Source organism: Dietzia sp. IBK-p2-15D (assembly GCF_057773105.1).
Map to the genome: position 1 here is coordinate 125934 of NZ_JBYMTK010000010.1, position 21808 is coordinate 147741.

Sequence of the window (21808 nt, forward strand, 5' to 3'; positions counted from 1 at the left end):
ACCACCGCCCGCCCCAGCACCGCCGCCCGCACCAGCACCGCCGCCCGCACCAGCACCAGCCCCCGCTCCGGCCTGTCCCGGTCCCGCCTCCGAGGGATGGTGACCGCCCTGGCCGTCGCCCCGCTCCTCGCGGCGGGCCTGGGCGCAGCCCCCGTGGCCGGCGCGCAGGACGTCACCGACGGAGGTCGCCTCGGCGGCGGGTCCTCGCAGCTGCTGCCCGACGGTGTCGCGGTGGGCTCCCTCGGTGGACCGGAGCTCAGCCAGGTCGGCTCCGTCGACCTCCAGCGGTATCAGGGAGAGTGGTTCCAGGTCGCCGCCATCCCGCAGCCGTACACGCTGCAGTGCACCAACGACACCAAGGCCGAGTACGCGGTGACCGCGCCCGGCACGGTCTCCGTGCGCAACACGTGTGGCTCGGCCATCAGCTCGGATTCGGTGATCGAGGGCGAGGCGAAGGTCCGCGACACCGACACCAACGCCTCGCTCCGGGTCAACTTCCCGATGGTCCCGTTCCAGGACGAGAACGGACCCGTCAACTACCGGATCACCTACCTGGCCGACGACTACTCGCTGGCCATCGTGGGCGACCCCACGCGGTCCTCCGGGTTCGTGCTCAGTCGCGAGCCGGCCCTCGACGCCGAGCAGTGGTCCACCGTCCGCGGCGTGATCGAGGACCGCGGTTGGTGGTCGTGCGCCTTCCTCACCGTTCCGATGGCGGGCGGCCGCGGCGACGTGACCCCGCTCTGCCTCCTGCCCTGATGAGTACCCGATGAGCATCGATCTCACCTGCACGGTCCCGGCGACCCCCGACGAGGCGTGGCGGTACCTCGCCTCGCCGGGCGCCTTCCGTCGGCTCTCGCCCCCGTTCATGCCGCTGCGACCGGTGAGTGAGGCGGACTCACTGCGGGACGGCGTGGCGGTGCTCGAACCGCGTACGGCGCTGCCGGGGCCTCTCGGAGTCCGCTTCGGTCCCCGCTGGCTCGCGCAGCACGATCCCGCCGGTTTCCTCGAGGGTGAGCGGTTCGTCGACCGCTGCGTATCCCAGCCGTACGCCGCGGCGACCGGATGGGTCCACACGCACACTGTGACGGCCGGTCCGGACGGCACCGCTCTGCTCGGCGACAGGGTCGACGCCCGGGTGCCCGGCCGGATGCTCTCGCCGGTGTTCGCCTACCGGTACCGCCAGATGGCCGCCGACCTCGACAGCCTCGCCCGGTACGACAGCCGCGCTCTGACCGTCGCCGTCACCGGCGCCTCCGGTCTCGTGGGCACCGCCCTCACCGCGCTGCTCGGGGTCGCCGGCCACCGGGTCATCCGCCTCGTCCGCGGCGACGCCCGTGGCCCGGGGGAGCGCCACTGGGACACCGGCGATCCCGCCGCCGACCTCCTCGAGGGCGTCGACGTCCTGGTCCATCTCGCCGGTGCCCCCATCGCCGGCCGCTTCACGGATCGGCATCTCGAGCTCGTCCGCGACAGTCGCGTGGGCCCCACCCGTCGTCTCGCCGAACTCGTCGCCGCACGCGACGGGGCCACAAGCTTCGTGTCCGCGTCCGCGATCGGCTACTACGGCGCCGACCGCGGCGACGAGCGGCTCGTCGAGGACTCCGATCCCGGCACCGGTCCGGTCGCCGACATCGTCGTCGACTGGGAGCGAGACTGCGAGCCCGCACGTCTCGCCGGGGCCCGGGTGGTGAACGTCCGCACGGGAATCGCGCTGTCCGGTGCCGGGGGGATGCTCCCGCCGCTGGCCGCCATCACCCGTTCCGGGCTCGGCGGCCGCCTCGGTTCGGGAGAGCAGTGGATGTCCTGGATCTCGCTGGACGACCTCACCGACATCTACCTGCGGGCGATCGTCGACCCCGAGGTGACGGGCCCGGTCAACGCCACCGCCCCGGAACCGGTCACCAACTCCGAGTTCACCCGCGTCCTCGGTTCGGTCCTGCGGCGCCCGACGATCGTCCCGGTACCCGGGTGGGCCCCGGCGATCGTCCTGGGCGGGCGGGGTTCGGACGAGCTCGCCCTGGCCAGTCAGCGGATCCTGCCGCAGGCGCTCGCCGGCGCGGACCACCGCTTCCGACACCCCCGGCTGGAGAGCGCGCTGGCCCACGAACTCGGCGCCGAGGAGCTCCCCGCGGGGCTGTAGAGAGATGCAGCGTTCAGCGTTGCAGGATCATCGGCACGAGCACGCGGCGGGCCAGTGCCCGGATCTGCTCCTCCGTGTCGACCGCGGGCGGGCCGTCCGTCATCACGACCAGTGAGTGGAGGAACCGGCCCACGACGCCGGCGACCTCGCGGGACAGCTGCTCGCACTCCTCGTCGTCCATCGGGCGGGTGTGGACGTCCGCGTTCCACGTGCTGCGGACGAACTGGGCGAGGATCTCGGTGATCGCGTCCAGAACGGTGTCGGACTGGCCCGCGAGCAACGCCATGGCCTCGACCTTGTCGACCTCGATGAGCCGACGCAGCAGTTCGTTCTGCCGGATGTCGAAGACGGTCCCGACCAGCAGGTCCTCGATGTGCCTCACCGGGTCCCACTGCAGGGACTCGAAGGGCGTGTAGCGCGCGTTGACGGTCATCATCAGGCGCTGCGCCTCGTGGGCGTAGATCGCGCGGAGGATGTCGTCCCGCGGCCCCAGACGCCGGTAGAGGGTCACGCGGGTGACCCCGGCCGCGCGCGCGATGTCGTCGGTGCTCGTGCCCTTGATGCCGCGCTCGGCGAACACCGCGGACGCCGTCTCGATCAGCCGAACATCCTCGGCGTCGGGCGTGCGGCCACCACCCAGGCCAGTGTTACGAGTCACGCCCCCATGTTACGACGCCCGGCCGGGGTGGCTGCGCGAAATGCCACCCGTCGGGGGTCACCGCCGGGGCTGGTCGCCACCATCGACGGGGTATGCACCCTCCCCCGACCGCTGGTCAGCGGCCTGGTCGAACCCGGACGGCTGGCCTGGAGCGGGGCCCTGCGGACCACCGATCGCGGGGGTGTCCTGACCCGTCGAGGAAGAGCTGTCGGGTGCCACGCCGCCCTCCGACTCCGGGACCATGTCGAACACGCCGGGCTTGGGCTTGGGTCGGCTCGGCTGCTCGTCCATCACCGAGGTCGTACCCTTGGCGGCAGCCTCCGCGGCGGCCACGGACCGGGCGATCTCCGGGTCGGTGGAGGTGTCGAACCACTCGTCGGGCGCGGACGGCAGATCGGCCTCGGAGTCGACGTCGGCCGGCTCGTAGCGGAACACCCCGTCGTCGTCCTTCTTGGCGACGGACTTGACGAAGTTCTCCAGCGAGTCGCCGAACTGCGAGGGGATCATCCACATCGTGGCGGCCTCACCCTTGGCCATCTCCGGGAGGTTCTGCACGTACTGGTACGCCAGCATCTCCGGCGTGGGCTTGGAGGACTTGACCGCGGCGTTGACACGGGCGATCGCGGCGGCCTGGCCCTCGGCCACGAGGTAGCGGGCGGCGCGCTCACCCTGGGCGCGCAGCATGCGCGACTGCCGGTCGGCCTCGGCGTTGAGGATCGAGGCCTGCTTGTTGCCCTCGGCGTCGAGGATGGCTGCCTGCTTCGCACCCTGCGCCGTGGTGATCGCGGCCTCGCGCTGTCCCTCGGCGGTGAGGATGGTGGCGCGCTTCTCGCGGTCGGCCTTCATCTGCTTCTCCATCGACTCCTGGATGGACATCGGCGGATCGATGGACCGCAACTCGACCCGGGCCACGCGCAGTCCCCAGCGTCCGGTCTCGGAGTCGAGCACCCCGCGCAGCTGCTTGTTGATCATGTCGCGGCTGGTGAGCGTCTGCTCGAGGGTGAGTCCACCGACGACGTTGCGCAGGGTGGTGGTGGCCAGCTGTTCGACGGCCACGATGTAGTTGTTGATCTCGTAGACCGCAGCCTTGGGGTCGGTGACCTGGAAAAAGACCACCGTGTCGATGCTCAGGGTGAGGTTGTCCTCCGTGATCATCGACTGCGGCGGGAAGGTCACCACCCGCTCGCGCAGATCGACCTTGGCGCGCACCCGGTCGATGAACGGGATGATGAGCGTGAGCTGGCCGCTCACGGTGCGTTGGTAACGGCCGAGCCGCTCGATGACGGCGGCCTCCGCCTGGGGGATGAGCTTGACCGAGCTCACCACCACCGAGGCGATGAGGATGACGATGACGGCGAGGAAGATCAAGCCTTCCATGGTTCCTCCGATGCTTCTCGTGCGTGTCCGCTGGCCGGAGACCAGCGCCTTCTAGATGCCACGCACGACGATCGCCGTGGCGCCCTCGATCTGGTGTACGAGGACCTTGTCCCCGGCCTCGAACGTCTCGCCCTCGAGGAGCGGACGCGCGGTCCAGGTGTCGCCCGCGATCTCGACCAGTCCGCCGCCCGCGCCGATCGCCTCGACGACGGTGCCGTCCCGGCCGGTGAGCGCGGCGGTGTTGGTGTCGTGCTCGGGAAGCGCGGCGAGCAGGCGCCGCCGGACGAGGGGGCGGACCCCCAGGACGAGGATGAGGGAGACGAGGGCGAACGCCAGGGCCTGCCCCCAGACCGGCGCGCCCAGGAACGCGGCGGCCGAGCCGCCGAGGGCGCCGCCGGCGAGCATGAGCATGAACAGCTCGCCCCCGGCCGCCTCTCCGGCGGCGAGCAACACCGCTGCTCCGAGCCAGGCCAGTCCCACATGCATGACACCGAGCCTACCGACAACGGGCGACGGGCAGGAGGTCTCCTGCTCGCGGGACTAGGCTGCTGGGACGTGTCGACTCTGAGGAAGTTCGCGTGGCTGTCCGTGGCCACGGCGATCGTGACCATCGTGCTCAAGATCGCGGCCTGGTGGGTCACCGGTTCGGTCGGCCTGTTGTCCGACGCCGCGGAGTCCGTGGTCAACCTCGTGGCGGCGGTGATCGCGCTCGGCGCCATCACGGTCGCCGAACGCCCGGCCGACGACGACCACCAGTACGGTCACTCCAAGGCCGAGTACTTCTCCGCGGGTGTCGAGGGCGCGATGATCTTCGTCGCCGCCGCGTTCATCCTGGTCGTCAGCGTCGAGCGGCTGATCAATCCGGAACCGCTGGAGGCACTCGGTGTCGGCCTGGCCATCTCGGTGGTGGCCGCCGTGATCAACGGCGTGGTGGGTGTGGCGCTGGTGCGGGCGGGCACCCGTCACCGGTCACCGACCCTCAAGGCCGACGGCAAACACCTCATCACCGATGTCGTCACGTCGGTCGGCGTCGTCGCCGGACTGGCATTGGCCTGGGCAACCGGCTGGGAGGTGCTCGACCCGATCGTGGCGATCGGCGTGGGACTGAACATCCTGTTCATCGGCTATCGACTGGTGCACGAATCGGGGATGGGACTGATGGACGCCACGCTCCCCGACGAGGACAACCGGGCGATCGAGGAGGTCCTCGAACGCCACCGCGAACCCGGCCGCGTCGACTTCCACGAACTCCGGACGAGGGAGTCGGGCAGGTGGCGCTTCGTCGAGTTCCACGCGTTGGTGCCCGGGCAGTGGAGCGTCGAACGCGGGCACGACCTGGTGGAGACCGTGGAACAGGAGATCCACGCGGTCCTGCCGAGCTCGCACATCACCACACACCTCGAGCCGATCGAGGACGAGCGGGCCTACAACGACGTGCACCTGTGATGCGCCGCGCGCAGCCCGGCCTCGCGACCTCGGCGGCGGTAGTAGCTCTTGCCCGCGACGTTCTGCTGGTGCCAGTACCCGCGTAGCAGCGGCGGCAGGTGGGGGATCCAGAACCGGTCCTCCAGCGGCGTGACGGGGTCCGTGGCTCCGAGGGGCACGTCCGCGTAGACGATCCCGGGCCCCTCGTCCGTGCGTCTAATGGCCAGTACCGTGCCCGAGGCGTCGACGATCTGGGTCGCGCCCACGAACTCCGTGGCGTACGGCACCGATGCGTCGGAACCGGGCAACAGGAGAAAGTCCGACCGCAGCGTCCCGCAGTGGGAGGCCTGCAGCACGGGCGCGCCCAGCCGCCGGGCGAACTCCGCCGGCGCGTTCTCCGACAGTTCCCTGTTGTACCGCGCGAGCGAACCGAGGGCTCGCCCGGTCAACCCGCCCCAGTTGCCCGGGACCGTCCACCAGTGGGTCCCGGTCACCGCCACCCCGACCCGCCCCCGGAGCCTGCGTACGGTCCCGGTGCGGATCAGCTCCCAGCAGCTCGCCACCCCCACCCCGCCGAGCCCGGTGACGAACGCCCCGTCGTCGCTGCCGTCCGCGTAGAACCCGCCGCCGGTGTAGAAGCAGTTCTCCCACATCGTCGGCAGGTCCTTGTCATGCGTGTGCACGCGCCCGTCGGGTTCGACCAGGTGGTAGCGGTTGACCACCTCGTCGTCGTCGGCGACCAGCATCGACCCACCGACGGTGACGCAGTGGCGCGCGGCGAGGCGTCGGAACATCTCGACGGCCACGTTCTCGCGCGGCAGGACCGCGTCGTGGACCTGCCCGCGCATCGGCACCGGCGACGTGCAGAACTCCGGCACCGCGATCAGGCGCGCGCCCCGCCCGGCGGCCTCCACGATCATCTTTTCCAGTCGACCCAGTGTGAGGTCCACGTGCCCCGGCACGCCTTCCAGTTGCACTGCCGCGGCGTGCACCACCTGCGCGTCCATGAGGCCTCCCGTGTGCGATCGCGCGCGAACGAGCGCGCAGGTCAGCGCGCTGTCCTATGGTCGTGAAGCATACAAATCACGCACTGCTGTCAAGTGCACTTCGGAAGGATCCATGGAACTCGGCCTCGACACGCGCCTCACCCTGCTCGCCGCGGGTCTCCTCTTCCTGCTGGCGCTCGGCCTGGGGGTGTGGAAGTACCGGCAGATGGCCACCACCGCCGATCACCTCGCCCACCCGTACGTCGACATCGCGCACCGGGCTTCGCTGCTGTACTCGTTCGCGACGCTGCTCATCGCCGCGTTCGTCGAGCTGAGCAGCTGGCCGACCTGGGTGAACCTGACAGCGGCAGCAGTGGTGGTCTTCTTCTTCCTGGTGGCGATCGGCAGCTACATCCTCCACGGCGCGCGGAGGGACACGACCAACCAGTTCGAGCACCCCACGGCGACGCTGCACATCGGCATGGTGGCGCTCATCGTCGGCGAGATGGGCGGGTTCGCGGTGCTGCTGGCGGGGTTCGTCGCGGGGCAGTTCGGGGGCTGAGTCGGCCCCGGGCGGGTTTTCCCGACCGTTCGCCCGGGATGACGCGGTCGGCGGTCGTAGTCTCGGCCGTGTGGGTCATCCGATCATGTTCGACGCCGCGGATCCGCTGCTGACGCGTCTGCGGGAGGTGTGCCTCGCGCTGCCGGACGCCGGCGAGAAGATCTCTCACGGCCGGCCCACCTGGTACACGACCAAGGTGTTCGCGGTCTACGGCGGCTCGGTCAAGGGGGACCACTCGGCCCCCCTCCTGGCCCGGGCACTGCTGTTCCTGCCGGACCCGGGGGAGCGCGCGGCGCTGGAGCAGGACGAGCGAGTCCACGTCCCGGCGTACTACGGGCCGGCCGGCTGGCTCGCGTTGCCGCTGGACGGTGGACCGGACGGTGGCGGCCGTGGACCGGACTGGCATGAGGTGGCCGAGCTCGTCGAATCCTCGTACCGGCAGACCGCCGGGGGCCGGCGCGTCGCTCGTCTGGACGACCGGCGGGAACGCCCCCGCGACTAGGCTGGCCTCATGCCGCTGCGCCCCCGCTCCGACGCCGCCTCGCCACGCAGGCGCTCGTCCGACGGCATGGACCTGGGGACCCGGGCGCTGGTGCTGGGCGTCGGGGCCCTGGTGATCTCGTGGGTGCCGGTCCTCAACATCATCGCGTTCCTCGCGGGCCTGATGGCCGTCGCGTTCGGCCTGCTCGCCCGCTGGCCCACCGGCTGGCTCACCAACGACGAATCGAACCCACGTCGCGCACTGGCGGGCGTGGTCCTGGGCGTGATCGCCCTGGTGGTGTTCGTGGTGACCGCGGTGCGGTACTCGGCGCTCTAGCGGGCGTTGGACACGACCCAGCCGATCGCGGTGCGCATCCGGCGCGCGAACGTGCCGGGGTGGGTGGCGCAGACGGCGTGGCCGGCGTGGATCGGGAACACGGCGCTGTGCGGCAGCAGGTCGGCCATCTCGTCCTGGATCCACTGCGGGAACGCGAGGTCACGGGTGGTCTTGACCACCGCGACGGGCAGGGTGAGTTCGTGGAGCCAGGGTGTCGAGTTGAACCCGGCCACCTGGGCGATCACGGTGCGGTGCGTGGCGAGCGAGACCGACGACAACTCGCGCAGCGCCCACGCGTGCGGCCTGAGCGCCTCGTCGTCGACCTGGTCCTCCACCACCCCGCCGACCTCTTCCGGAACGGCGTTGAGCAGCGGCTGGGAGCGGGTGAACCCGCCGAGTGCGACCTTCTCGAGGGCATTGCGCTGGGCACCCGTCCCGGTGGCGGCCAGCACGAGGCCGCCGAGCCGGGAGGGGTCGCGCCGGGCCGCCAGCTGGGCGACGATCCCGCCCATCGAGTAGCCGCCCACCACCGGCGCCGCCATGTCGAGGTGGTCGGCGACCCGCAGCACGTCCTCCGCGAGGGTCTCGAACCGGAAATCCCCGTGGAAGCCCTTGCCGTGCCAGCGTTGGTCGAACGTGATGAGTCGGTACTCGCCCCGCAGTCGTTCGAACGTCTGGTACCAGTTCAGCATCCCGGTGGCCGCCATCCCGTGCAGCAGGATCGCCGGTGCGAGGTGCTCCTCGCCGGTGTCGTGAACCTTCGTGGTGACGCCGTCGGCGAGCGTGACGATCCGCCCGGGTGGCAGATGCGCCAGGTCGGGGATCATCCGCGGTAGTCGCGCGGCCGTCCGCGGCAGCGAGACGATCGACCTCCTGGGCACTGGGGACCTCCTGGTTGTGGAACCCGTTTGTATGTCACCGGAACTGCATGTCACCGGAACTGTGTCACCGGAATTGTGTGTCACCGGGCGGGCGGGCGCATCCGGCCGCGTGGGGCACGCGCCGGGTCACTCCACCGAGACCAGCCCCCGGTCCTCGAGGAAATCGCGCGCGACCAGCGCGGGATCCTCGCCGTCGACGTCGACGCGCATGTTCATCTCCACCATCACCTCGTTGGTGAGGATGTCCACCAGCGGGGCGAGGACGTCCTCGATCTCCGGGTGCGCGTCGAGCATCTCACCGCGGACCACCGTCGCGAGGTTGTAGACGGGGAAGAAGCGCTGGTCGTCCTCCAACACCAGCAGGTCCAGGCCCTTGATCCGGCCGTCGGTGGTGTAGACCTCGCCGAACCGGCACTCCCGGCCGACCGAGGTCGCCTGGTAGATGATCCCCGGCTGCATGATCGGCGTGGGCACGGCGTCCGCGTCGAACCCGTAGGCCTCCGCCAGCCCGGGCCAACCGTCGCGACGCACGGAGAACTCGGTCTCCATGCAGGTCAGGGCCGCCTGTGGATCGGTCCGGGCCAACTCGGCGTACTCGGAGAACGTGCGTACCCCGGTCTCCTCGGCGGTGGCCCGGTTCATCGCGAACGAGTAGGTGTTGTCCACGGTGGTGGGGGGCAGCCACCGCAGGTCGTGCTCGGCCAGGTCGGCGTCGCGCACCGCCTCCCACTGCCCCTGCGGGTCCCGGATGGGGTCGGAGTTGCCCAGGTAGCTCATCCACGCGGTGCCGGTGTACTCCATGCCGATGTCGACCTGCCCCGTCACCAACGCCTGGCGGAAACTGTTCGACCCGGCCAACGAGGACATGTCGGACACCTCCATCCCCGCGGCCGCCAGCAGGAACTCCACCAGGTAGCTGGCGATCACGCCCTCGGTGAAGTCCTTGCCGCCGACCGTGATGCGCACCCCCTCCAGCGCGGGGACGGTGCCCTCGGGGCCGGGGCCCACGGGCAGCGGGACGGAACCGCCGTTGTTGAGCCCGCATCCCGTCGCCAGCATCACGGTGGCCAGGAGCGCGGTGACCAGGCGCCTTGTTCGTGTCAACGCTGTTCGCGTCAGCCCGGCGCGCGCGGGGATCGTGCCGGTCATCGCAGCCCCTTCGGATTGAACAGGATCTCGCCGACCCCGCCGAGCCAGTCCACGAACAGTGCCAGGCACACCGCCAGCACCGAGCCGACCACGAGGGTGGTGTAGTCCTGCAGCCGGTATCCGGTGTCGATGAAGATCCCCAGGCCGCCGGCATCGACCAAAAAGCTCAGCGTCGCCGTGCCCACCGCCAGCACGAGGGTGGTGCGCAGGCCGGCGAGGATGAACGGCACCGCGAGGGGCAACTCGACCGTGCGCAGGACCCGTCCGCTCGACATCCCCTGTCCGCGCGCCGCGTCGATGAGTGCGGGGTCGACGTTGCGGATCCCCACGATGGTGTTCCGCAGTACCGGCAACAGGGAGTAGAACGCGACCGGCAGCACACCGATCCAGAACCCGGTCCGGTTGGTGGCCAGGAACAGGAGCACGATCAGGCCGATCGCGGGCGCCGCCTGGCCGATGTTGGCGAACCCCACTGCCACCGGTGCGAGGAACCGTGTCCGTCGGCGGGTGAGCAGGATCCCCAGCGGAACGCCGACCGCCACGACGATCGCCACGACCGTCACCGTGATCTGCACGTGCTCGAGCGTGCGCTGGGTGATGGAGGCGGCGTTGAGCGAGGCCTTCTGCGTCTCGTCCAGTTCGCCGGAGAACGCCCACCACAGCACGCCGACGGCCGCGGCCACGATGAGAAGCGGCTGCACGATCAGCCGCGCGGAGTCCTGGAGGGCGGCGACCCGACTGGCAGAACCTCCGCGACCAGCGGCGCCCCCACGACCGGCGGAGCCCCCACGCGTCGCCGTGGCGGGGGCGCTCACGGCGCCACGTCCTGTTCGGCGAGGCCCTCGTCGTTGTGCCGGTGGTGGATACGCCGCAACTCGGCGACCAGGTCGTCGATCCCGATCGTGCCGCGGTAGGCCCCGTCGCGGTCCACGACCACCGTGGTGGCGCTCGCCGTCGACAGCAGCCCGTCCAGCGCCTCCTGCAGCGAGGAGTCGACCGTCACGGTGCCGGTGATCGGCAACCCGCCCGAGCCCAGGTCGGGCATCCGCGACACCCGGTCCCCGCGCACCCAGCGCAGGGGGCGGCCGGCGTCGTCGAGCACCACGGCCCACTCGTCGCTGGTTCCGCGCAACCGGGCCGCGAAATCGGTCGGGCTCTCGGAGGCCCTCGCCGTCGTCGCCCCTTGTAGTTCCACGTCCCCCACGCGCCGGAGGGTCAGGGTCTTGAGCGCGGCGTCGTCGCCGATGAACCCGCTCACCGTCTCGTCGGCGGGGTTGGTGAGGATCGCCTCCGGGGTGTCGAACTGCAGCACCGACGATCCGGGACCGAGCACCGCGATCCGGTCCCCGAGCTTGACCGCCTCCGAGAAGTCGTGGGTGACGAAGACGATGGTCTTGCGCAGCTCGTCCTGCAGCCGCACGAGCTCGTCCTGCAGCGACGCGCGCGTGATGGGGTCGACCGCCCCGAACGGCTCGTCCATGAGCAGTACCGGCGGGTCCGCGGCCAGCGCCCGGGCCACGCCGACGCGCTGCTGCTGACCGCCGGAGAGCTGCGCGGGGTAGCGGTCGCGGTAGTCCGACGGGTCCAGGCCGACCAGTTCCAGCATCTGGTCCACCCGCTCACGGATGCGCGACTTCTTCCACTTGAGCAGCCGCGGGACGGTGCCGACGTTCTGCGCGACCGTCATGTGCGGGAACAGCCCGGAGGCCTGGATGGCGTAGCCGATGCTGCGGCGCAGGGTGTCGGCGTCGAGGGTCCGGTTGTCCTCGCCGTCGATGGTGATCGTGCCGGAGGTGGGCTCGATGAGGCGGTTGATCATCCGCATGGTGGTGGTCTTGCCGCAGCCGGACGGGCCCACGAAGACGGTGGTCCGCCCGGCCGGCAGTTCGAGCGAGACGTGGTCCACCGCCGGGCGCTCCTGCCCGGGGTAGACCTTGGTGACGTCGTCCAGCACGATCGGCACGCCGGATACGGGTTCTGAGGTGCTCACTGGTTCCCCCTGATGGTGAGACGTCCGAGCAGGACGAGGAGCGCGTCGAGGACGAGCGCGAGGACGACGATGAGCACGGTCGCGGTGAGCGCCATCGGCAGCGCGGTGGGCGTCCCGACCCGGGACAGGGCCGCGAAGATGAGGTTCCCCAGCCCCGGGCCCTTGGCGTACGCGGCGATGGCGAGGATGCCCATCGACATCTGGGTGGAGATGCGGATCCCGGCGAGGATGGACGGCCACGCCAGCGGGATCTCGACCCGGCCCAACACCCCGATCCGGCTCATCCCCACCCCGCGGGCGGCGTCGACGGTCGCCGCGGGCACGGCGTCCAGGCCGACGATCGTGTTGCGCAGGATCGGCAGCACCGCGTAGATCACCAGTGCGGTCATGGTGGGCAGCACGCCCAGGCCGAGGACCGGGATGAGCAGGCCGAGCAGGGCGAACGACGGGACGGTCAGGGCGGTGGCGGCCAGGCCGGTGGCGATCGCGGACCCCGACCGACTGCGGTACACGGCCACCCCGAGCGCGACCGAGAGCAGCGTCGCGATGAGCACGGCCTGCACGGTGGCACTGATGTGCTGCCACGAGTCCGTCGCGAGCTGGAAGCGGCGGGTGGAGATGAAGTCCATCAGGGCGGTCATCGCATCTCGGCTCCGTCTGTGGGTGGTGCGTTCCGTGTTCGGGTGCGCCCACGGTAGCCGTATCGGCGGGCGTAGAGGGCGCACATGCGCCGATCCGTCGGGACGGCGGCGGGGCGTGGTGCACCATGGGGGCATGACGTCACGGCCCGCACGCCCCCTGGACCACGACCTGACCGAGCGCCTCGACGAGCTCCTCGCCGCCAGTGGCCGCATCGCCCGCCGGCACTTCCACGGTGACCTCGAGTCGTTGGCCGCCGCGGACAAGAACGGCGTGGCCGGGGACCGGGCCGGGAACGGCGCGACGGACGGGCGCTACGACCCGGTGACCGAGGCCGACCGCGCGATCGAGGCGTTGCTGCGGGCGGGGATCTCGAACGTCTACCCGGGCGACCGGATCGTGGGGGAGGAGAACGGCGAGACCGGGCCGGCCGACGCCGCCCGCACCTGGTACCTGGACCCGATCGACGGCACCAAGGCGTTCATGACGGGAATGGCCGGGTGGGGCACGCTCGTCGGCGTGGTGGAGGACGGCCGCGCTGTGGCCGGGTGGATGGACCAGCCGATCCTGGGCGAGACCTTCGCGGCCGTGCACGGCCGCGCCACCGTGCGGCGCCGCTCCGACGGTCCGGGCGCGATCGACCTGCGCGCGTCGGGGTGCACGGAGCTGTCCGAGGCGATCATGTACACCACCCACCCGTCGATGTTCGGTGACGACGGCGAGGTGCGCAGCCGCTACGACGAGCTCGGCCGCCGGGTCCGCCTGCAGCGCTTCGGCGGGGACTGCTACGCCTACTGCATGCTCGCCGCGGGGCGTGTCGATCTGGTCGTGGAGGCCGACCTGAACTCGTACGACATCGTGGCGCTGATCCCGATCATCGAGGCCGCGGGCGGCGTGATCACCGGCCCGGACGGCCGCCAGCCGCTCGAGGGCGGCACGGTCGTGGCGGCCGCGACCCGCGAGTTGGCGGACCAGGCGTGGGCGGTGCTGCAGCCGTAGGCGCCGGACGCGCGGGGAGGTTCGCTGCGCCTATGGTCCGATCCGGACGCGCAACGTGCGGTTCTGTGTACATTCCCGCATCGCAGGTCTGGTGAGCCTGCCGTCCGGATGCACGCCGCCGCGCGGCGGGTTACAACCAATCCATGGAGCGACATCCCCGGGGTGAAGCGTCCCCCGCCACCGCCACCGAGTCCGGGTCCGGGTCCGGCAAGCGCAAGCGCAAGCGCACCCTCGGGACCATCACCACCGCCGTCCCCGCCAGAATGGACCGGCTGCCCTGGGCGGGTATCCACTGGAAGGTCGTCGTGGGCCTGGGGACCGTGTGGATCCTCGACGGCCTCGAGGTCACCCTCATCGGCTCGCTGGCCGCGCGGCTGGTCGAGCCGGGCAGTGGCCTGCCGATCACGGAAGGCCAGATCGGTCTCGCCGCGTCGATCTACATCCTCGGCGCCTGCCTGGGCGCACTGTTCTTCGGCCGGCTGACCGACAAGTGGGGCCGCAAGAAACTGTTCATGCTCACGCTGATCGTCTATTGCGTGGCCACGTTCGCCACGGCCTTCGCGGTGGAGCCGTGGATGTTCTTCCTCTGTCGGTTCTTCACGGGGGCGGGCATCGGCGGCGAGTACGCGGCCATCAACTCCGCGGTCGACGAACTCATCCCCGCGTACTACCGCGGCCGTGTGGACATCCTCATCAACGGCACCTACTGGCTGGGAGCCACGTTCGGCTCGTTCTACTCCCTGTTCTTCCTCAACACCGCGATGTTCGCCGAGAACCTGGGCTGGCGCTTCGCTCTCGGGGTGGGCGCCCTGCTCGGCGTGGTGATCATCTTCGTCCGCCGACACGTCCCGGAGAGTCCGAGATGGCTGTTCATCCACGGCCGCGAGGACGAGGCCGACGAGATCGTGGAGGACATCGAGGAGCAGGTCGAGGAGGAGAAAGACGAGCCGCTGGAGGACGTCGGTCGCGACGACGAGATCACCATCCACCAGCGGAAGTCGATCCCGTTCACGGAGATCGCCAAGACGGCGTTCGGCAAGTACCCCAAGCGGGCGGTCCTGTGTCTCGCGCTGTTCATCGGCCAGGCGTTCCTCTACAACGGCATCACCTTCAACCTGGGCACGCTGTACCAGAACTACTACGGCATCGACGCCGGCAATGCCCCGCTGCTGCTGGCGTTGTTCGCGATCGTCAACTTCCTCGGGGCGCTCATCCTGGGCCCGCTGTTCGACAGGGTCGGCCGCAAGAAGATGATCTCGGGCACCTACCTCGGTTCGGCCCTGGTGACGGTGCCGCTCTACTTCGTGTTCGTCAATGAGACCGGTGGCCTGTGGGGCTTCGTGGCGCTGCTGTCGCTGACGTTCTTCATCGCCACCGCGGGTGCCTCGGCGGCCTATCTCACGGTGTCGGAGATCTTCCCGATGGAGACCCGTGCGCTGGCGATCGCCTTCTTCTACGCGATCGGTACGGCCATCGGCGGCATGATCGGGCCGTTGCTGTTCGGTAACTTCATCGAGAGCGGGGACCGCACGTTGGTGGGGCTGGGCTTCCTCCTCGCCGCCGGCATCATGGCGATCGGCGGGATCGCGGAGATCGTCCTCGGCGTGGACGCGGAGGGGGAGTCGCTCGAGGACATCGCGGCGCCCATCACGGCCGCCGATCCGGACGAGGAGGAGAGCGGACAGAGGTGACCGAGCCGCTCTTCGGCGTCGACCGCGAGCCGACCGTCCTGGGCCCCGGTGCGGTGCACGTGCCCGACTGGCTGAGCCGCGAGCAGCAGGAGTTCCTTCTCCGGGCGTGCCTGGACTGGGCCGCGGTGCGCGTGCCGCGCTCGATCGTGCTCCCCGGCGGGGGCCGGATGTCGGTGCGCACGTTCAGCCTGGGGCGCCACTGGGTGCCGTACCGGTACGACGACGACGAGGTGGTCCCGCCGGTCCCGGACTGGCTGGTGCGGGCGGCGCGGAACGGGCTCGCGGCGGCAGCGGCGGTGGAGCCGGCGGTCGCGGGGTCGGCCCACACGCCCGGGGCCGAACAGACTGCTGACTACACCCCGGACACCGCCCTGGTGAACCTCTACGGCCGTGGATCCACCATGGGCCTGCACCAGGACCGCGACGAGGCGAGCACGGCACCCGTCGTTTCGCTGAGCCTGGGTGATGCGTGCACGTTCCGCTTCGGCACCCCGGAACACCGCGGGCGCCCGTACACCGACGTTCGCCTGGAATCGGGCGACCTCGTGGTGTTCGGCGGGCCGTCGCGGATGGCCTTCCACGGCGTACCGAAGGTCTTCGACGGCACCGCCCCGGCGTGGTGCCGCGAGGCGCTGGGCGCGGAGCCGGGGAGGGTCAACATCACGCTGCGGGAAACCCGGCCACCTACGCTGGGCGGATGACGTCAGGGCAGAACCCGTCCGCCGGCCGGAGCCGGACCATTCTCGTGGTGGCGCTCGTCGCCGTCCTGGCGGTGGTCGCCGCGGTCGTGACGGTGGTCGTCTCGTCGGCGACATACTCCCCGGGGGTGCGCACCCTGTCCCCGAAGGTCCAGGTGGCGGCCGGTTCCGACCATGTCGATCCCGCGACCGGCCTGGTCATCCGCGTCCCCGAGGGGTGGCGCGCGGAGTCGGGGGAGCTGGTCTTCGGCAGTACCGTCATGAGCCCGGTAGTGGACGAGGACGCGGGGTCGGCGGCGGAGCCTCCGGCGGCCGGGCGATCGGACGGGGTCGTGCTGGCCGGTCGCCTCACCGAGGACCTGTTCGATCCGGAGAACCCGGACAACCAGCTGGCGGCGCTCACCCTGGCCAACGGGATGGGTCAGTTCCTGCTCCCCGTCCCGGGGCGGCCGGTCGAGGAGCGGATCGAACCGCTCTCCACGCGCGTCGGCGACGGCTGGTCGGTGTCGTTCCGGGTGCTCCCCGCGGTCCAGCAGGACATCATCGGCCCGGAGGGCGCGCTGGTGTACTCGGCGGTCGTCGGCGAGGGCGCGCAGCGCTTCTGGCTGACCTACGTCAGTCGTCCGGGCGACGGCAGCATGTCGTCACCCCACGCCGAGTGGGCCGACGAGATCGTCGAGCGCCTGCGGCCGGCCCGGATCTGACGCGGCTCAGGGCCGCATGCGCCGGAAGCCCACCACCGGGTTCCCATCCGCGAGTCCCTCACGCGACGCGCACACGGCCTCGACCTGCGCCCGCGCCTGGTCCCGCACCGGCGTCTGAGGGTCGAGCACCGACAGGTACTCGGAGTGCTCGGCCAGCGCGTCGACGGCCGACTCGACGAACCCCTTCACATCGACGTAGTGCGTCACCTCGGGCGAGGACTCGAACCACATCTGCGGGCGACCCTCCGCGGCGTCCACCCCGACCGCGGCGACCAGGTCGTCGTACGCGGCCCCCACGGCCGCGCCGAACTCCATGTGATCGCTCTGGTTGGGCATCCCCGGCCCGAACTCCTCACCGGAGTACAGGGATATGACGACGTCCGGGCGATGGCGGCGGATCGCGTCGGCCACCGCGTCGCGCAGTTCGGCGTTGTTGACGATCCGGCTGTCCGGGAAACCGAGGAACTCCACCTCGTCCACCCCGACGATCGCCGAGGACCGCCGCTGCTCCTCCTCGCGGATCGGTCCCGCGATCGCCGGTGCCATCCCCTCGATGCCGGCCTCGCCGCTGGAGGCCAGGACGTAGACGATGCTGCGGCCCTCGGCCGTCCACCGTGCCACCGCGGCGGACATCCCGTACTCGGGGTCGTCGGGGTGTGCCACCAGGACCAGCCCCCGGGTCCAGTCGGTCGGGAACGCCTCGGGCACGGAATGGTCCGAGGATGCCGGGGTGGTGGCCTTCTCGGGCTGGGCTGCGTTCTCTGGCCGGTCCGGGGAATCGTTCATGACCCGAGTATGGCCCTCCTCGGTGCTCGCGTCCCCGCCGTCGCCGGAACGGGCCCACGTAAACTTGCCGCGAACCTCGTCGTCGTCGTCCCCTCATGGAGGCCCCCAGTGTCCGCACTCTTCCCCGACTACCGCCCCACCTGGGAGACCGACGACCACCGGCTGCTCCGCGAGCACGCCCGCGCGTTCTTCGCGAAGGAGATGACGCCCAACCAGGAGAAGTGGTCCACGCAGAAGCACGTGGACCGCGAGACCTGGCTGCGCACCGGCGAGGCCGGCCTCATCTGCCTCGACGTGCCCGAGGAGTTCGGCGGCCAGGGCGGCGACCCGGGCATGGAATACCTCGTCACCGAGGAGCTCGTCCACTCCGGGGACACCGCCTTCGGCATGGGCGTCGGCTCCACCATCACCCCCCACTACGTGGCGAACTACGCCACGGAGGAGCAGAAGCGCGAATGGCTGCCGAAGATCTGCTCGGGTGAGTGGATCTCCGCCATCGCCATGACCGAGCCCGGCGCCGGGTCCGACCTGCAGGGCGTGCGCACCACCGCCAAGCGGGACGGCGATGAATACGTCATCAACGGCTCCAAGACCTTCATCTCCAACGGTGGCTCCGCCGACTTCGTGGTGGTGGTGGCCAAGACCGACCTCGACGCCGGCCACAAGGGCATGGCCCTGTTCGCCGTGGAGGCCTCGACGCCGGGCTTCGAGCGCGGCCGCGTGCTGGAGAAGATGGGCCGCCACGGCGCCGACACCGCCGAGCTGTTCTTCAACGACATGCGCGTGCCCGCCGCCAACATCCTCGGCGGCGAGGAGGGGCAGGGCTTCTACCAGCTCATGAACCAGCTCCCGCGCGAGCGCCTGGCGATCGCCGTGGACGCGCTGGCCATGGCCGAGGCCGCCGTCATCGAGACGCTCGAGTACGTCCGCGAGCGGCAGGCGTTCGGCAAGCCGATCCTGGACTTCCAGAACACCCGCTTCGAGCTGGCGCACTGCAAGACCCAGGTCATGGCCACCCGCACGTTCGTCGACCACTGCATCTCCCGGGAGATCGACGGCGAGCTCGACGCCGTCACCGCCTCCATGGCCAAGCTCCAGGCGACCGACATGCTGGACGACGTGGTGGACCGCTGCCTCCAGCTGTTCGGCGGCTACGGCTACATGATGGAGTACCCCATCGCGCAGAAATTCGCCGGCGCCCGCGTCATGCGGATCTACGGTGGCACGAACGAGATCATGAAGGAGGTCATCGGCCGGGCGCTGTGATCCACCGCGACGTCGTGGTGATCGGCGGGGGCCCGGAGCCGGCCTACCGGCCGCGCAGCAGCTCGGTGAGCTGACGGACCGTCGGGACCTTCCCGCCCACGACCAGCTCGTCGTCGACCACGAGGCCGGGAGTCTTCATGAGGCCGTAACCGGCGATCTCGGCGACGTCGGTGACCTCGATGATCTCGTCCTCCCTCCCGAGCCCGTCCAGTGCCTCCCTGGTGCGGGTGACGAGGGTGTGACAGTTCCGGCATCCGGGGCCGAGCACCTTGACGATCATGGTTCCTCCTGGGGTCGGTGTGATTCGGGTCGGTGTGATTCGCGGTGGCTCAGGCGACGAGGTTGAAGAGCAGGCCGATGGCGAGGACGCCAACGGTGACCACGCCGAAGAACAACGCCAACAGAGGCGGCTTCATCACCCGGCGCAGCATGATCGCCTGCGGTACCGACAGGGCGATCGAGCTCATGATGAACGCCATGACGGTGCCCAGACTCATCCCCTTGGTCCACAGGGCCTCGGCGATCGGTACGACCCCGGCCCCGTTGACGTACAGCGGTACCCCGGCGAGCGTCGCGACGAGTACGGCCAGCGGGTTGTCCGGACCGGCCCAGCGCAGGAAGAAGTCCTCCGGTACCCAACCGTGGATCGCGGCACCGATGCCGACGCCCACGATCACCCAGATCCACACGTCACGCAGGATGTCGCGCGATTCGCCCAGTGCTGCGTCGATCCTCTCGCGGAGGGTGGGTACGTGGCCGTCGGCGCGCAGGGCTGCTACGCGGGTGGTGTACACGACCTGGTCGACCCACTTCTCCAGGCGCAATCGCGACAGGACCCAGCCGGCGACGAACGCGATGCCGGCGCCGGCCGCGACGTAGGCGGCGGCGATGTGCCAGCCGAACATCTCGCCGATCATGATCGCCGCGATCTCGCTGACCAGGGGTGAGGCGATGAGGAAGGTCAGGGTCACCGACAGGGGGATCCCGGCGGCCACGAAGCCGATGAACAAGGGGATCGAACTGCAGGAGCAGAAGGGGGTGACCACGCCGAGCACGATCGCCAGGGTGAGTCCGACGAACAGGCCTCTGCCCTCGAGCCAGTCACGTGCTCTGTCGAGGTCGAGACTCGCGCGGAGCATCCCCACCACGAACATCAGTCCGACGAGCAGCAGCACGATCTTCACGGTGTCGTAGAGGAAGAAGTGCACCGCTCCGACCGCCCGGTCCGCGAGGTCGAGGCCGAGCCACCCCACGGCCGCGTCCCAGAACCACTCGTTGGACATCCACAGTGCGACCCATGCGACCGCGGCCAGGGCGAGCGCAGCCACGAGCCGCCGGTGCTCGCGGACCCCGGCTAGGTCGTCGGGGCCGGACCGGCCTGCCACGGGAGCGGGGGAGGTGCTCATGGGTCCACTGTACGATTAAGATCGATAACCGTCGATAGGAACAGGTCAGAACCTTTATTGAGGGGGTGGCAGGGTGCCGGACGCGGCCGTGCGCGATGTCGTGGTGATCGGCGGGGGCCAGGCGGGTCTCGCGGCCGGTTTCTACCTCCGCCGCGCCGGCGCGGACTTCGAGATCCTCGACGCCTCGGACGGGCCCGGCGGAGCGTGGCCGCACACGTGGCCGTCCCTGCGGTTGTTCTCGCCCGCCGACTTCTCGTCCCTGCCGGGCCGTCGCATGCCCCGCACGGACGACGGCGCCAATCCCGACGCGGCCCACGTCGTGGACTACCTGCGCGGTTATGAGGAGTACTACGACCTCCCCGTGCGGCGCGGGGTGACGGTGGTCGCCGTGGAGCGGCCGGGAGCGGGGCGAGCGGGCGGCGACGCCACCAACATCGACGACAACCACGACGACGACGAGGACCACGACGAGGACCACGACGACGAGGTGTTCCTCATCCGCGCCACTGACGGTCGCTCGTGGCGCGCGCGGGCGATCATCAGTGCGACCGGTACCTATCGACGCCCCTTCGTCCCCACCTATCCGGGCGCCGGTGACTTCCGTGGCCGGCAGCTGCACAGCGCCGCCTACCGGGGCCCGTCGGACTTCGAGGGCAGGCGCGTCGTGGTGGTCGGTGGCGCGAACTCGGGCGCCCAGATCGCCGCTGACCTCGCCCGGCCACTCGCCGACTCCGGCGGGTGGCTGACCTGGTGTACAACCGGCCCGCCCCGCTACCTGCCCGACGATGTCGACGGCCGCGAACTCTTCCGCGTCGCCAACGCGGCCATCCGGGGCGTGGGGGAGTCCGGCGGCGGCATCGCCGAGCTGGGCGACATCGTCGTGGTGCCGCCGGTCCGCGCAGCCCGTGACGCCGGCCTCCTGGAGGCGACGCCGATGTTCGAGCGGTTCACCGCGGCCGGTGTGGAGTGGTCGGACGGTCGACGCGAGCCGGTCGACGCGGTGATCTGGTGTACCGGCTTCCGGCCGGCGTTGGGTCACTTGCGGGGGTTGCTGCCGCGTCGCGACGGACGGGTCGACACGAGTGGCGTCGAGGTGCCGGGCGTCCCGGGATTGTTCCTGCTCGGCTACGGCGACTGGTGCGGCGCGGCGTCGGCGACCCTCATCGGGGTGGGGCAGTGGGCGAAGGCGGCGGTGGCCGCGTCGCTGGGGTGAGCACGACGGTCCCGCGTGTTCTCGGCTGGGGCTATTTGATGATGTGTGACCCTTGCCTGTTCGAATGTGCGTGCGTATCATAGAACACAGATTCGAGACCGTACGCACGGGCAGGGGGTGGGGCACATGGGCGGGAACGAAGACGCCGCGGCCGGTGGTCCGTCCCCGTCTGGTGGCGGCGCCGGTTCCGCGGCGCCCGTGTCGCTGTCGGGGTTGCGGGCGGCGGCGCGTGAGGGGTGGATGGGCGAGAATCGTGCGGCGGCGCGCCGGTTCGTGGCCTGCTACGAGCTATTTGTCGAATGCCAGCGCCGGGAGGAGTCCGGTGCGGGCGGCGGTGAGTGTCGGCCCGGTCATGCGGTACTCGATCCGATCGATGTCGCGGCCGGGTACGTGGTGTCGGCGATGGCGATCTCGACGG

24 protein-coding genes and 1 pseudogene are annotated in these 21808 nt (G+C 70.6%); 13 read left to right on the forward strand and 12 right to left on the reverse strand.

Annotated elements, in window-relative coordinates:
- Nucleotides 1-96: 96 nt before the first annotated feature.
- Nucleotides 97-759: a lipocalin family protein gene (locus AC3DEV_RS13710; protein ID WP_488372481.1), complete on the forward strand. Its 663-nt coding sequence runs from the start codon at nucleotides 97-99 to the stop codon at nucleotides 757-759.
- Between the two features lie 10 nt (nucleotides 760-769).
- A complete protein-coding gene (locus tag AC3DEV_RS13715; RefSeq protein ID WP_488372465.1) occupies nucleotides 770-2143 on the forward strand; it encodes a TIGR01777 family oxidoreductase in 1374 nt (457 codons plus the stop codon).
- A 13-nt stretch (nucleotides 2144-2156) separates the two neighbouring features.
- Here the strand turns inward: AC3DEV_RS13715 and AC3DEV_RS13720 are convergent, their stop codons facing one another.
- From AC3DEV_RS13720 to AC3DEV_RS13730, 3 genes are read right to left on the reverse strand one after another with little or no spacing between them, the layout of a single operon-like run.
- Nucleotides 2157-2801, reverse strand: a complete 645-nt coding sequence (locus AC3DEV_RS13720; protein WP_256821500.1) for a TetR/AcrR family transcriptional regulator — start codon at nucleotides 2799-2801, stop codon at nucleotides 2157-2159.
- 57 nt (nucleotides 2802-2858) lie between these two features.
- Nucleotides 2859-4178, reverse strand: coding sequence for an SPFH domain-containing protein (locus AC3DEV_RS13725; RefSeq protein ID WP_488372466.1), 1320 nt, complete (start codon nucleotides 4176-4178; stop codon nucleotides 2859-2861).
- Nucleotides 4179-4229: 51 nt separating this feature from the next.
- Nucleotides 4230-4664, reverse strand: coding sequence for an NfeD family protein (locus AC3DEV_RS13730; protein ID WP_472982637.1), 435 nt, complete (start codon nucleotides 4662-4664; stop codon nucleotides 4230-4232).
- A 69-nt stretch (nucleotides 4665-4733) separates the two neighbouring features.
- On the opposite strand from AC3DEV_RS13730, the gene AC3DEV_RS13735 reads away from it, so the two are divergent.
- Nucleotides 4734-5624, forward strand: coding sequence for a cation diffusion facilitator family transporter (locus AC3DEV_RS13735; protein WP_472982638.1), 891 nt, complete (start codon nucleotides 4734-4736; stop codon nucleotides 5622-5624).
- Here AC3DEV_RS13735 and AC3DEV_RS13740 read toward each other — a convergent pair.
- Nucleotides 5603-6610 (reverse strand): carbon-nitrogen hydrolase family protein, encoded by a 1008-nt coding sequence (locus AC3DEV_RS13740; RefSeq protein ID WP_488372467.1) that lies wholly within the window; start codon nucleotides 6608-6610, stop codon nucleotides 5603-5605. The genes AC3DEV_RS13735 and AC3DEV_RS13740 overlap by 22 nt on opposite strands.
- Nucleotides 6611-6722: 112 nt before the next feature.
- On the opposite strand from AC3DEV_RS13740, the gene AC3DEV_RS13745 reads away from it, so the two are divergent.
- From AC3DEV_RS13745 to AC3DEV_RS13755, 3 genes are all read left to right on the forward strand, one after another.
- Nucleotides 6723-7151 (forward strand): hypothetical protein, encoded by a 429-nt coding sequence (locus AC3DEV_RS13745; protein WP_067719090.1) that lies wholly within the window; start codon nucleotides 6723-6725, stop codon nucleotides 7149-7151.
- Between the two features lie 70 nt (nucleotides 7152-7221).
- Nucleotides 7222-7653 (forward strand): MmcQ/YjbR family DNA-binding protein, encoded by a 432-nt coding sequence (locus tag AC3DEV_RS13750; RefSeq protein WP_413957590.1) that lies wholly within the window; start codon nucleotides 7222-7224, stop codon nucleotides 7651-7653.
- A gap of 9 nt (nucleotides 7654-7662) precedes the next feature.
- Nucleotides 7663-7968, forward strand: coding sequence for a hypothetical protein (locus AC3DEV_RS13755; RefSeq protein ID WP_269503429.1), 306 nt, complete (start codon nucleotides 7663-7665; stop codon nucleotides 7966-7968).
- On the opposite strand, the gene AC3DEV_RS13760 is transcribed toward AC3DEV_RS13755, so the two are convergent.
- The 5 genes from AC3DEV_RS13760 to AC3DEV_RS13780 all read right to left on the reverse strand — a co-directional run bounded on the left by AC3DEV_RS13760 (nucleotide 7965) and on the right by AC3DEV_RS13780 (nucleotide 12629).
- Nucleotides 7965-8849, reverse strand: coding sequence for an alpha/beta fold hydrolase (locus AC3DEV_RS13760; RefSeq protein ID WP_488372468.1), 885 nt, complete (start codon nucleotides 8847-8849; stop codon nucleotides 7965-7967). The two genes, AC3DEV_RS13755 and AC3DEV_RS13760, sit on opposite strands and share 4 nt — an antisense overlap.
- 126 nt (nucleotides 8850-8975) lie before the next feature.
- Entirely contained in the window at nucleotides 8976-9998 is a 1023-nt protein-coding gene (locus AC3DEV_RS13765; protein ID WP_488372469.1) for a glycine betaine ABC transporter substrate-binding protein, read from the reverse strand.
- Nucleotides 9995-10705: an ABC transporter permease gene (locus AC3DEV_RS13770; protein WP_067719194.1), complete on the reverse strand. Its 711-nt coding sequence runs from the start codon at nucleotides 10703-10705 to the stop codon at nucleotides 9995-9997. The genes AC3DEV_RS13765 and AC3DEV_RS13770 overlap by 4 nt, the downstream gene beginning before the upstream one ends.
- Nucleotides 10706-10809: 104 nt before the next feature.
- On the reverse strand, nucleotides 10810-11988 hold the full coding sequence (locus tag AC3DEV_RS13775) for an ABC transporter ATP-binding protein (RefSeq protein ID WP_440220381.1): 1179 nt from the start codon (nucleotides 11986-11988) through the stop codon (nucleotides 10810-10812).
- Complete coding sequence (locus AC3DEV_RS13780) at nucleotides 11985-12629, reverse strand: ABC transporter permease (protein WP_067719103.1); 645 nt, start codon at nucleotides 12627-12629, stop codon at nucleotides 11985-11987. Before AC3DEV_RS13780 ends, AC3DEV_RS13775 begins: the two co-directional genes overlap by 4 nt.
- Nucleotides 12630-12762: 133 nt before the next feature.
- Here AC3DEV_RS13780 and AC3DEV_RS13785 point away from each other — a divergent pair, with 133 nt between their 5' ends.
- The 4 genes from AC3DEV_RS13785 to AC3DEV_RS13800 all read left to right on the forward strand — a co-directional run bounded on the left by AC3DEV_RS13785 (nucleotide 12763) and on the right by AC3DEV_RS13800 (nucleotide 16719).
- Nucleotides 12763-13626 carry an inositol monophosphatase family protein gene (locus tag AC3DEV_RS13785; protein WP_488372470.1) on the forward strand — a complete coding sequence of 288 codons (864 nt, stop codon included), beginning with the start codon at nucleotides 12763-12765 and terminating at the stop codon, nucleotides 13624-13626.
- 263 nt (nucleotides 13627-13889) lie between these two features.
- Nucleotides 13890-15317, forward strand: a complete 1428-nt coding sequence (locus AC3DEV_RS13790; protein ID WP_488372482.1) for an MFS transporter — start codon at nucleotides 13890-13892, stop codon at nucleotides 15315-15317.
- Entirely contained in the window at nucleotides 15314-16018 is a 705-nt protein-coding gene (locus AC3DEV_RS13795) for an alpha-ketoglutarate-dependent dioxygenase AlkB family protein (RefSeq protein WP_488372471.1), read from the forward strand. The genes AC3DEV_RS13790 and AC3DEV_RS13795 overlap by 4 nt, the downstream gene beginning before the upstream one ends.
- Nucleotides 16015-16719 (forward strand): APA family fibronectin-binding glycoprotein, encoded by a 705-nt coding sequence (locus AC3DEV_RS13800; RefSeq protein WP_488372472.1) that lies wholly within the window; start codon nucleotides 16015-16017, stop codon nucleotides 16717-16719. Before AC3DEV_RS13795 ends, AC3DEV_RS13800 begins: the two co-directional genes overlap by 4 nt.
- 6 nt (nucleotides 16720-16725) lie before the next feature.
- On the opposite strand, the gene AC3DEV_RS13805 is transcribed toward AC3DEV_RS13800, so the two are convergent.
- On the reverse strand, nucleotides 16726-17505 hold the full coding sequence (locus tag AC3DEV_RS13805; protein ID WP_472982646.1) for a PIG-L deacetylase family protein: 780 nt from the start codon (nucleotides 17503-17505) through the stop codon (nucleotides 16726-16728).
- 108 nt (nucleotides 17506-17613) lie between these two features.
- Here AC3DEV_RS13805 and AC3DEV_RS13810 point away from each other — a divergent pair, with 108 nt between their 5' ends.
- Nucleotides 17614-18771, forward strand: a complete 1158-nt coding sequence (locus AC3DEV_RS13810) for an acyl-CoA dehydrogenase family protein (protein ID WP_488372473.1) — start codon at nucleotides 17614-17616, stop codon at nucleotides 18769-18771.
- Between the two features lie 43 nt (nucleotides 18772-18814).
- Here the strand turns inward: AC3DEV_RS13810 and AC3DEV_RS13815 are convergent, their stop codons facing one another.
- Both AC3DEV_RS13815 and AC3DEV_RS13820 read right to left on the reverse strand, forming a co-directional pair.
- Complete coding sequence (locus tag AC3DEV_RS13815; RefSeq protein WP_154830223.1) at nucleotides 18815-19051, reverse strand: thioredoxin family protein; 237 nt, start codon at nucleotides 19049-19051, stop codon at nucleotides 18815-18817.
- A gap of 49 nt (nucleotides 19052-19100) precedes the next feature.
- A complete protein-coding gene (locus tag AC3DEV_RS13820; RefSeq protein ID WP_488372474.1) occupies nucleotides 19101-20177 on the reverse strand; it encodes a permease in 1077 nt (358 codons plus the stop codon).
- A 73-nt stretch (nucleotides 20178-20250) separates the two neighbouring features.
- Here AC3DEV_RS13820 and AC3DEV_RS13825 point away from each other — a divergent pair, with 73 nt between their 5' ends.
- Entirely contained in the window at nucleotides 20251-21390 is a 1140-nt protein-coding gene (locus AC3DEV_RS13825; protein ID WP_488372475.1) for an ArsO family NAD(P)H-dependent flavin-containing monooxygenase, read from the forward strand.
- A gap of 126 nt (nucleotides 21391-21516) precedes the next feature.
- A pseudogene (locus tag AC3DEV_RS13830) lies at nucleotides 21517-21808 on the forward strand (HNH endonuclease signature motif containing protein); the annotation flags it as partial.

Bases quoted from the DNA above. Each gene is read 5' to 3' on its own strand.
- AC3DEV_RS13790 (WP_488372482.1), top strand. From the start codon at position 13,890: ATGGACCGGCTGCCCTGGGCGGGTATCCACTGGAAGGTCGTCGTGGGC.
- AC3DEV_RS13730 (WP_472982637.1), bottom strand. From the start codon at position 4,664: ATGCATGTGGGACTGGCCTGGCTCGGAGCAGCGGTGTTGCTCGCCGCC.
- AC3DEV_RS13755 (WP_269503429.1), top strand. From the start codon at position 7,663: ATGCCGCTGCGCCCCCGCTCCGACGCCGCCTCGCCACGCAGGCGCTCG.
- AC3DEV_RS13765 (WP_488372469.1), bottom strand. From the start codon at position 9,998: ATGACCGGCACGATCCCCGCGCGCGCCGGGCTGACGCGAACAGCGTTG.
- AC3DEV_RS13815 (WP_154830223.1), bottom strand. From the start codon at position 19,051: ATGATCGTCAAGGTGCTCGGCCCCGGATGCCGGAACTGTCACACCCTC.
- AC3DEV_RS13800 (WP_488372472.1), top strand. From the start codon at position 16,015: ATGACGTCAGGGCAGAACCCGTCCGCCGGCCGGAGCCGGACCATTCTC.
- AC3DEV_RS13805 (WP_472982646.1), bottom strand. From the start codon at position 17,505: ATGAACGATTCCCCGGACCGGCCAGAGAACGCAGCCCAGCCCGAGAAG.
- AC3DEV_RS13820 (WP_488372474.1), bottom strand. From the start codon at position 20,177: ATGAGCACCTCCCCCGCTCCCGTGGCAGGCCGGTCCGGCCCCGACGAC.
- AC3DEV_RS13715 (WP_488372465.1), top strand. From the start codon at position 770: ATGAGCATCGATCTCACCTGCACGGTCCCGGCGACCCCCGACGAGGCG.
- AC3DEV_RS13785 (WP_488372470.1), top strand. From the start codon at position 12,763: ATGACGTCACGGCCCGCACGCCCCCTGGACCACGACCTGACCGAGCGC.
- AC3DEV_RS13745 (WP_067719090.1), top strand. From the start codon at position 6,723: ATGGAACTCGGCCTCGACACGCGCCTCACCCTGCTCGCCGCGGGTCTC.
- AC3DEV_RS13780 (WP_067719103.1), bottom strand. From the start codon at position 12,629: ATGACCGCCCTGATGGACTTCATCTCCACCCGCCGCTTCCAGCTCGCG.
- AC3DEV_RS13710 (WP_488372481.1), top strand. From the start codon at position 97: ATGGTGACCGCCCTGGCCGTCGCCCCGCTCCTCGCGGCGGGCCTGGGC.
- AC3DEV_RS13740 (WP_488372467.1), bottom strand. From the start codon at position 6,610: ATGGACGCGCAGGTGGTGCACGCCGCGGCAGTGCAACTGGAAGGCGTG.
- AC3DEV_RS13725 (WP_488372466.1), bottom strand. From the start codon at position 4,178: ATGGAAGGCTTGATCTTCCTCGCCGTCATCGTCATCCTCATCGCCTCG.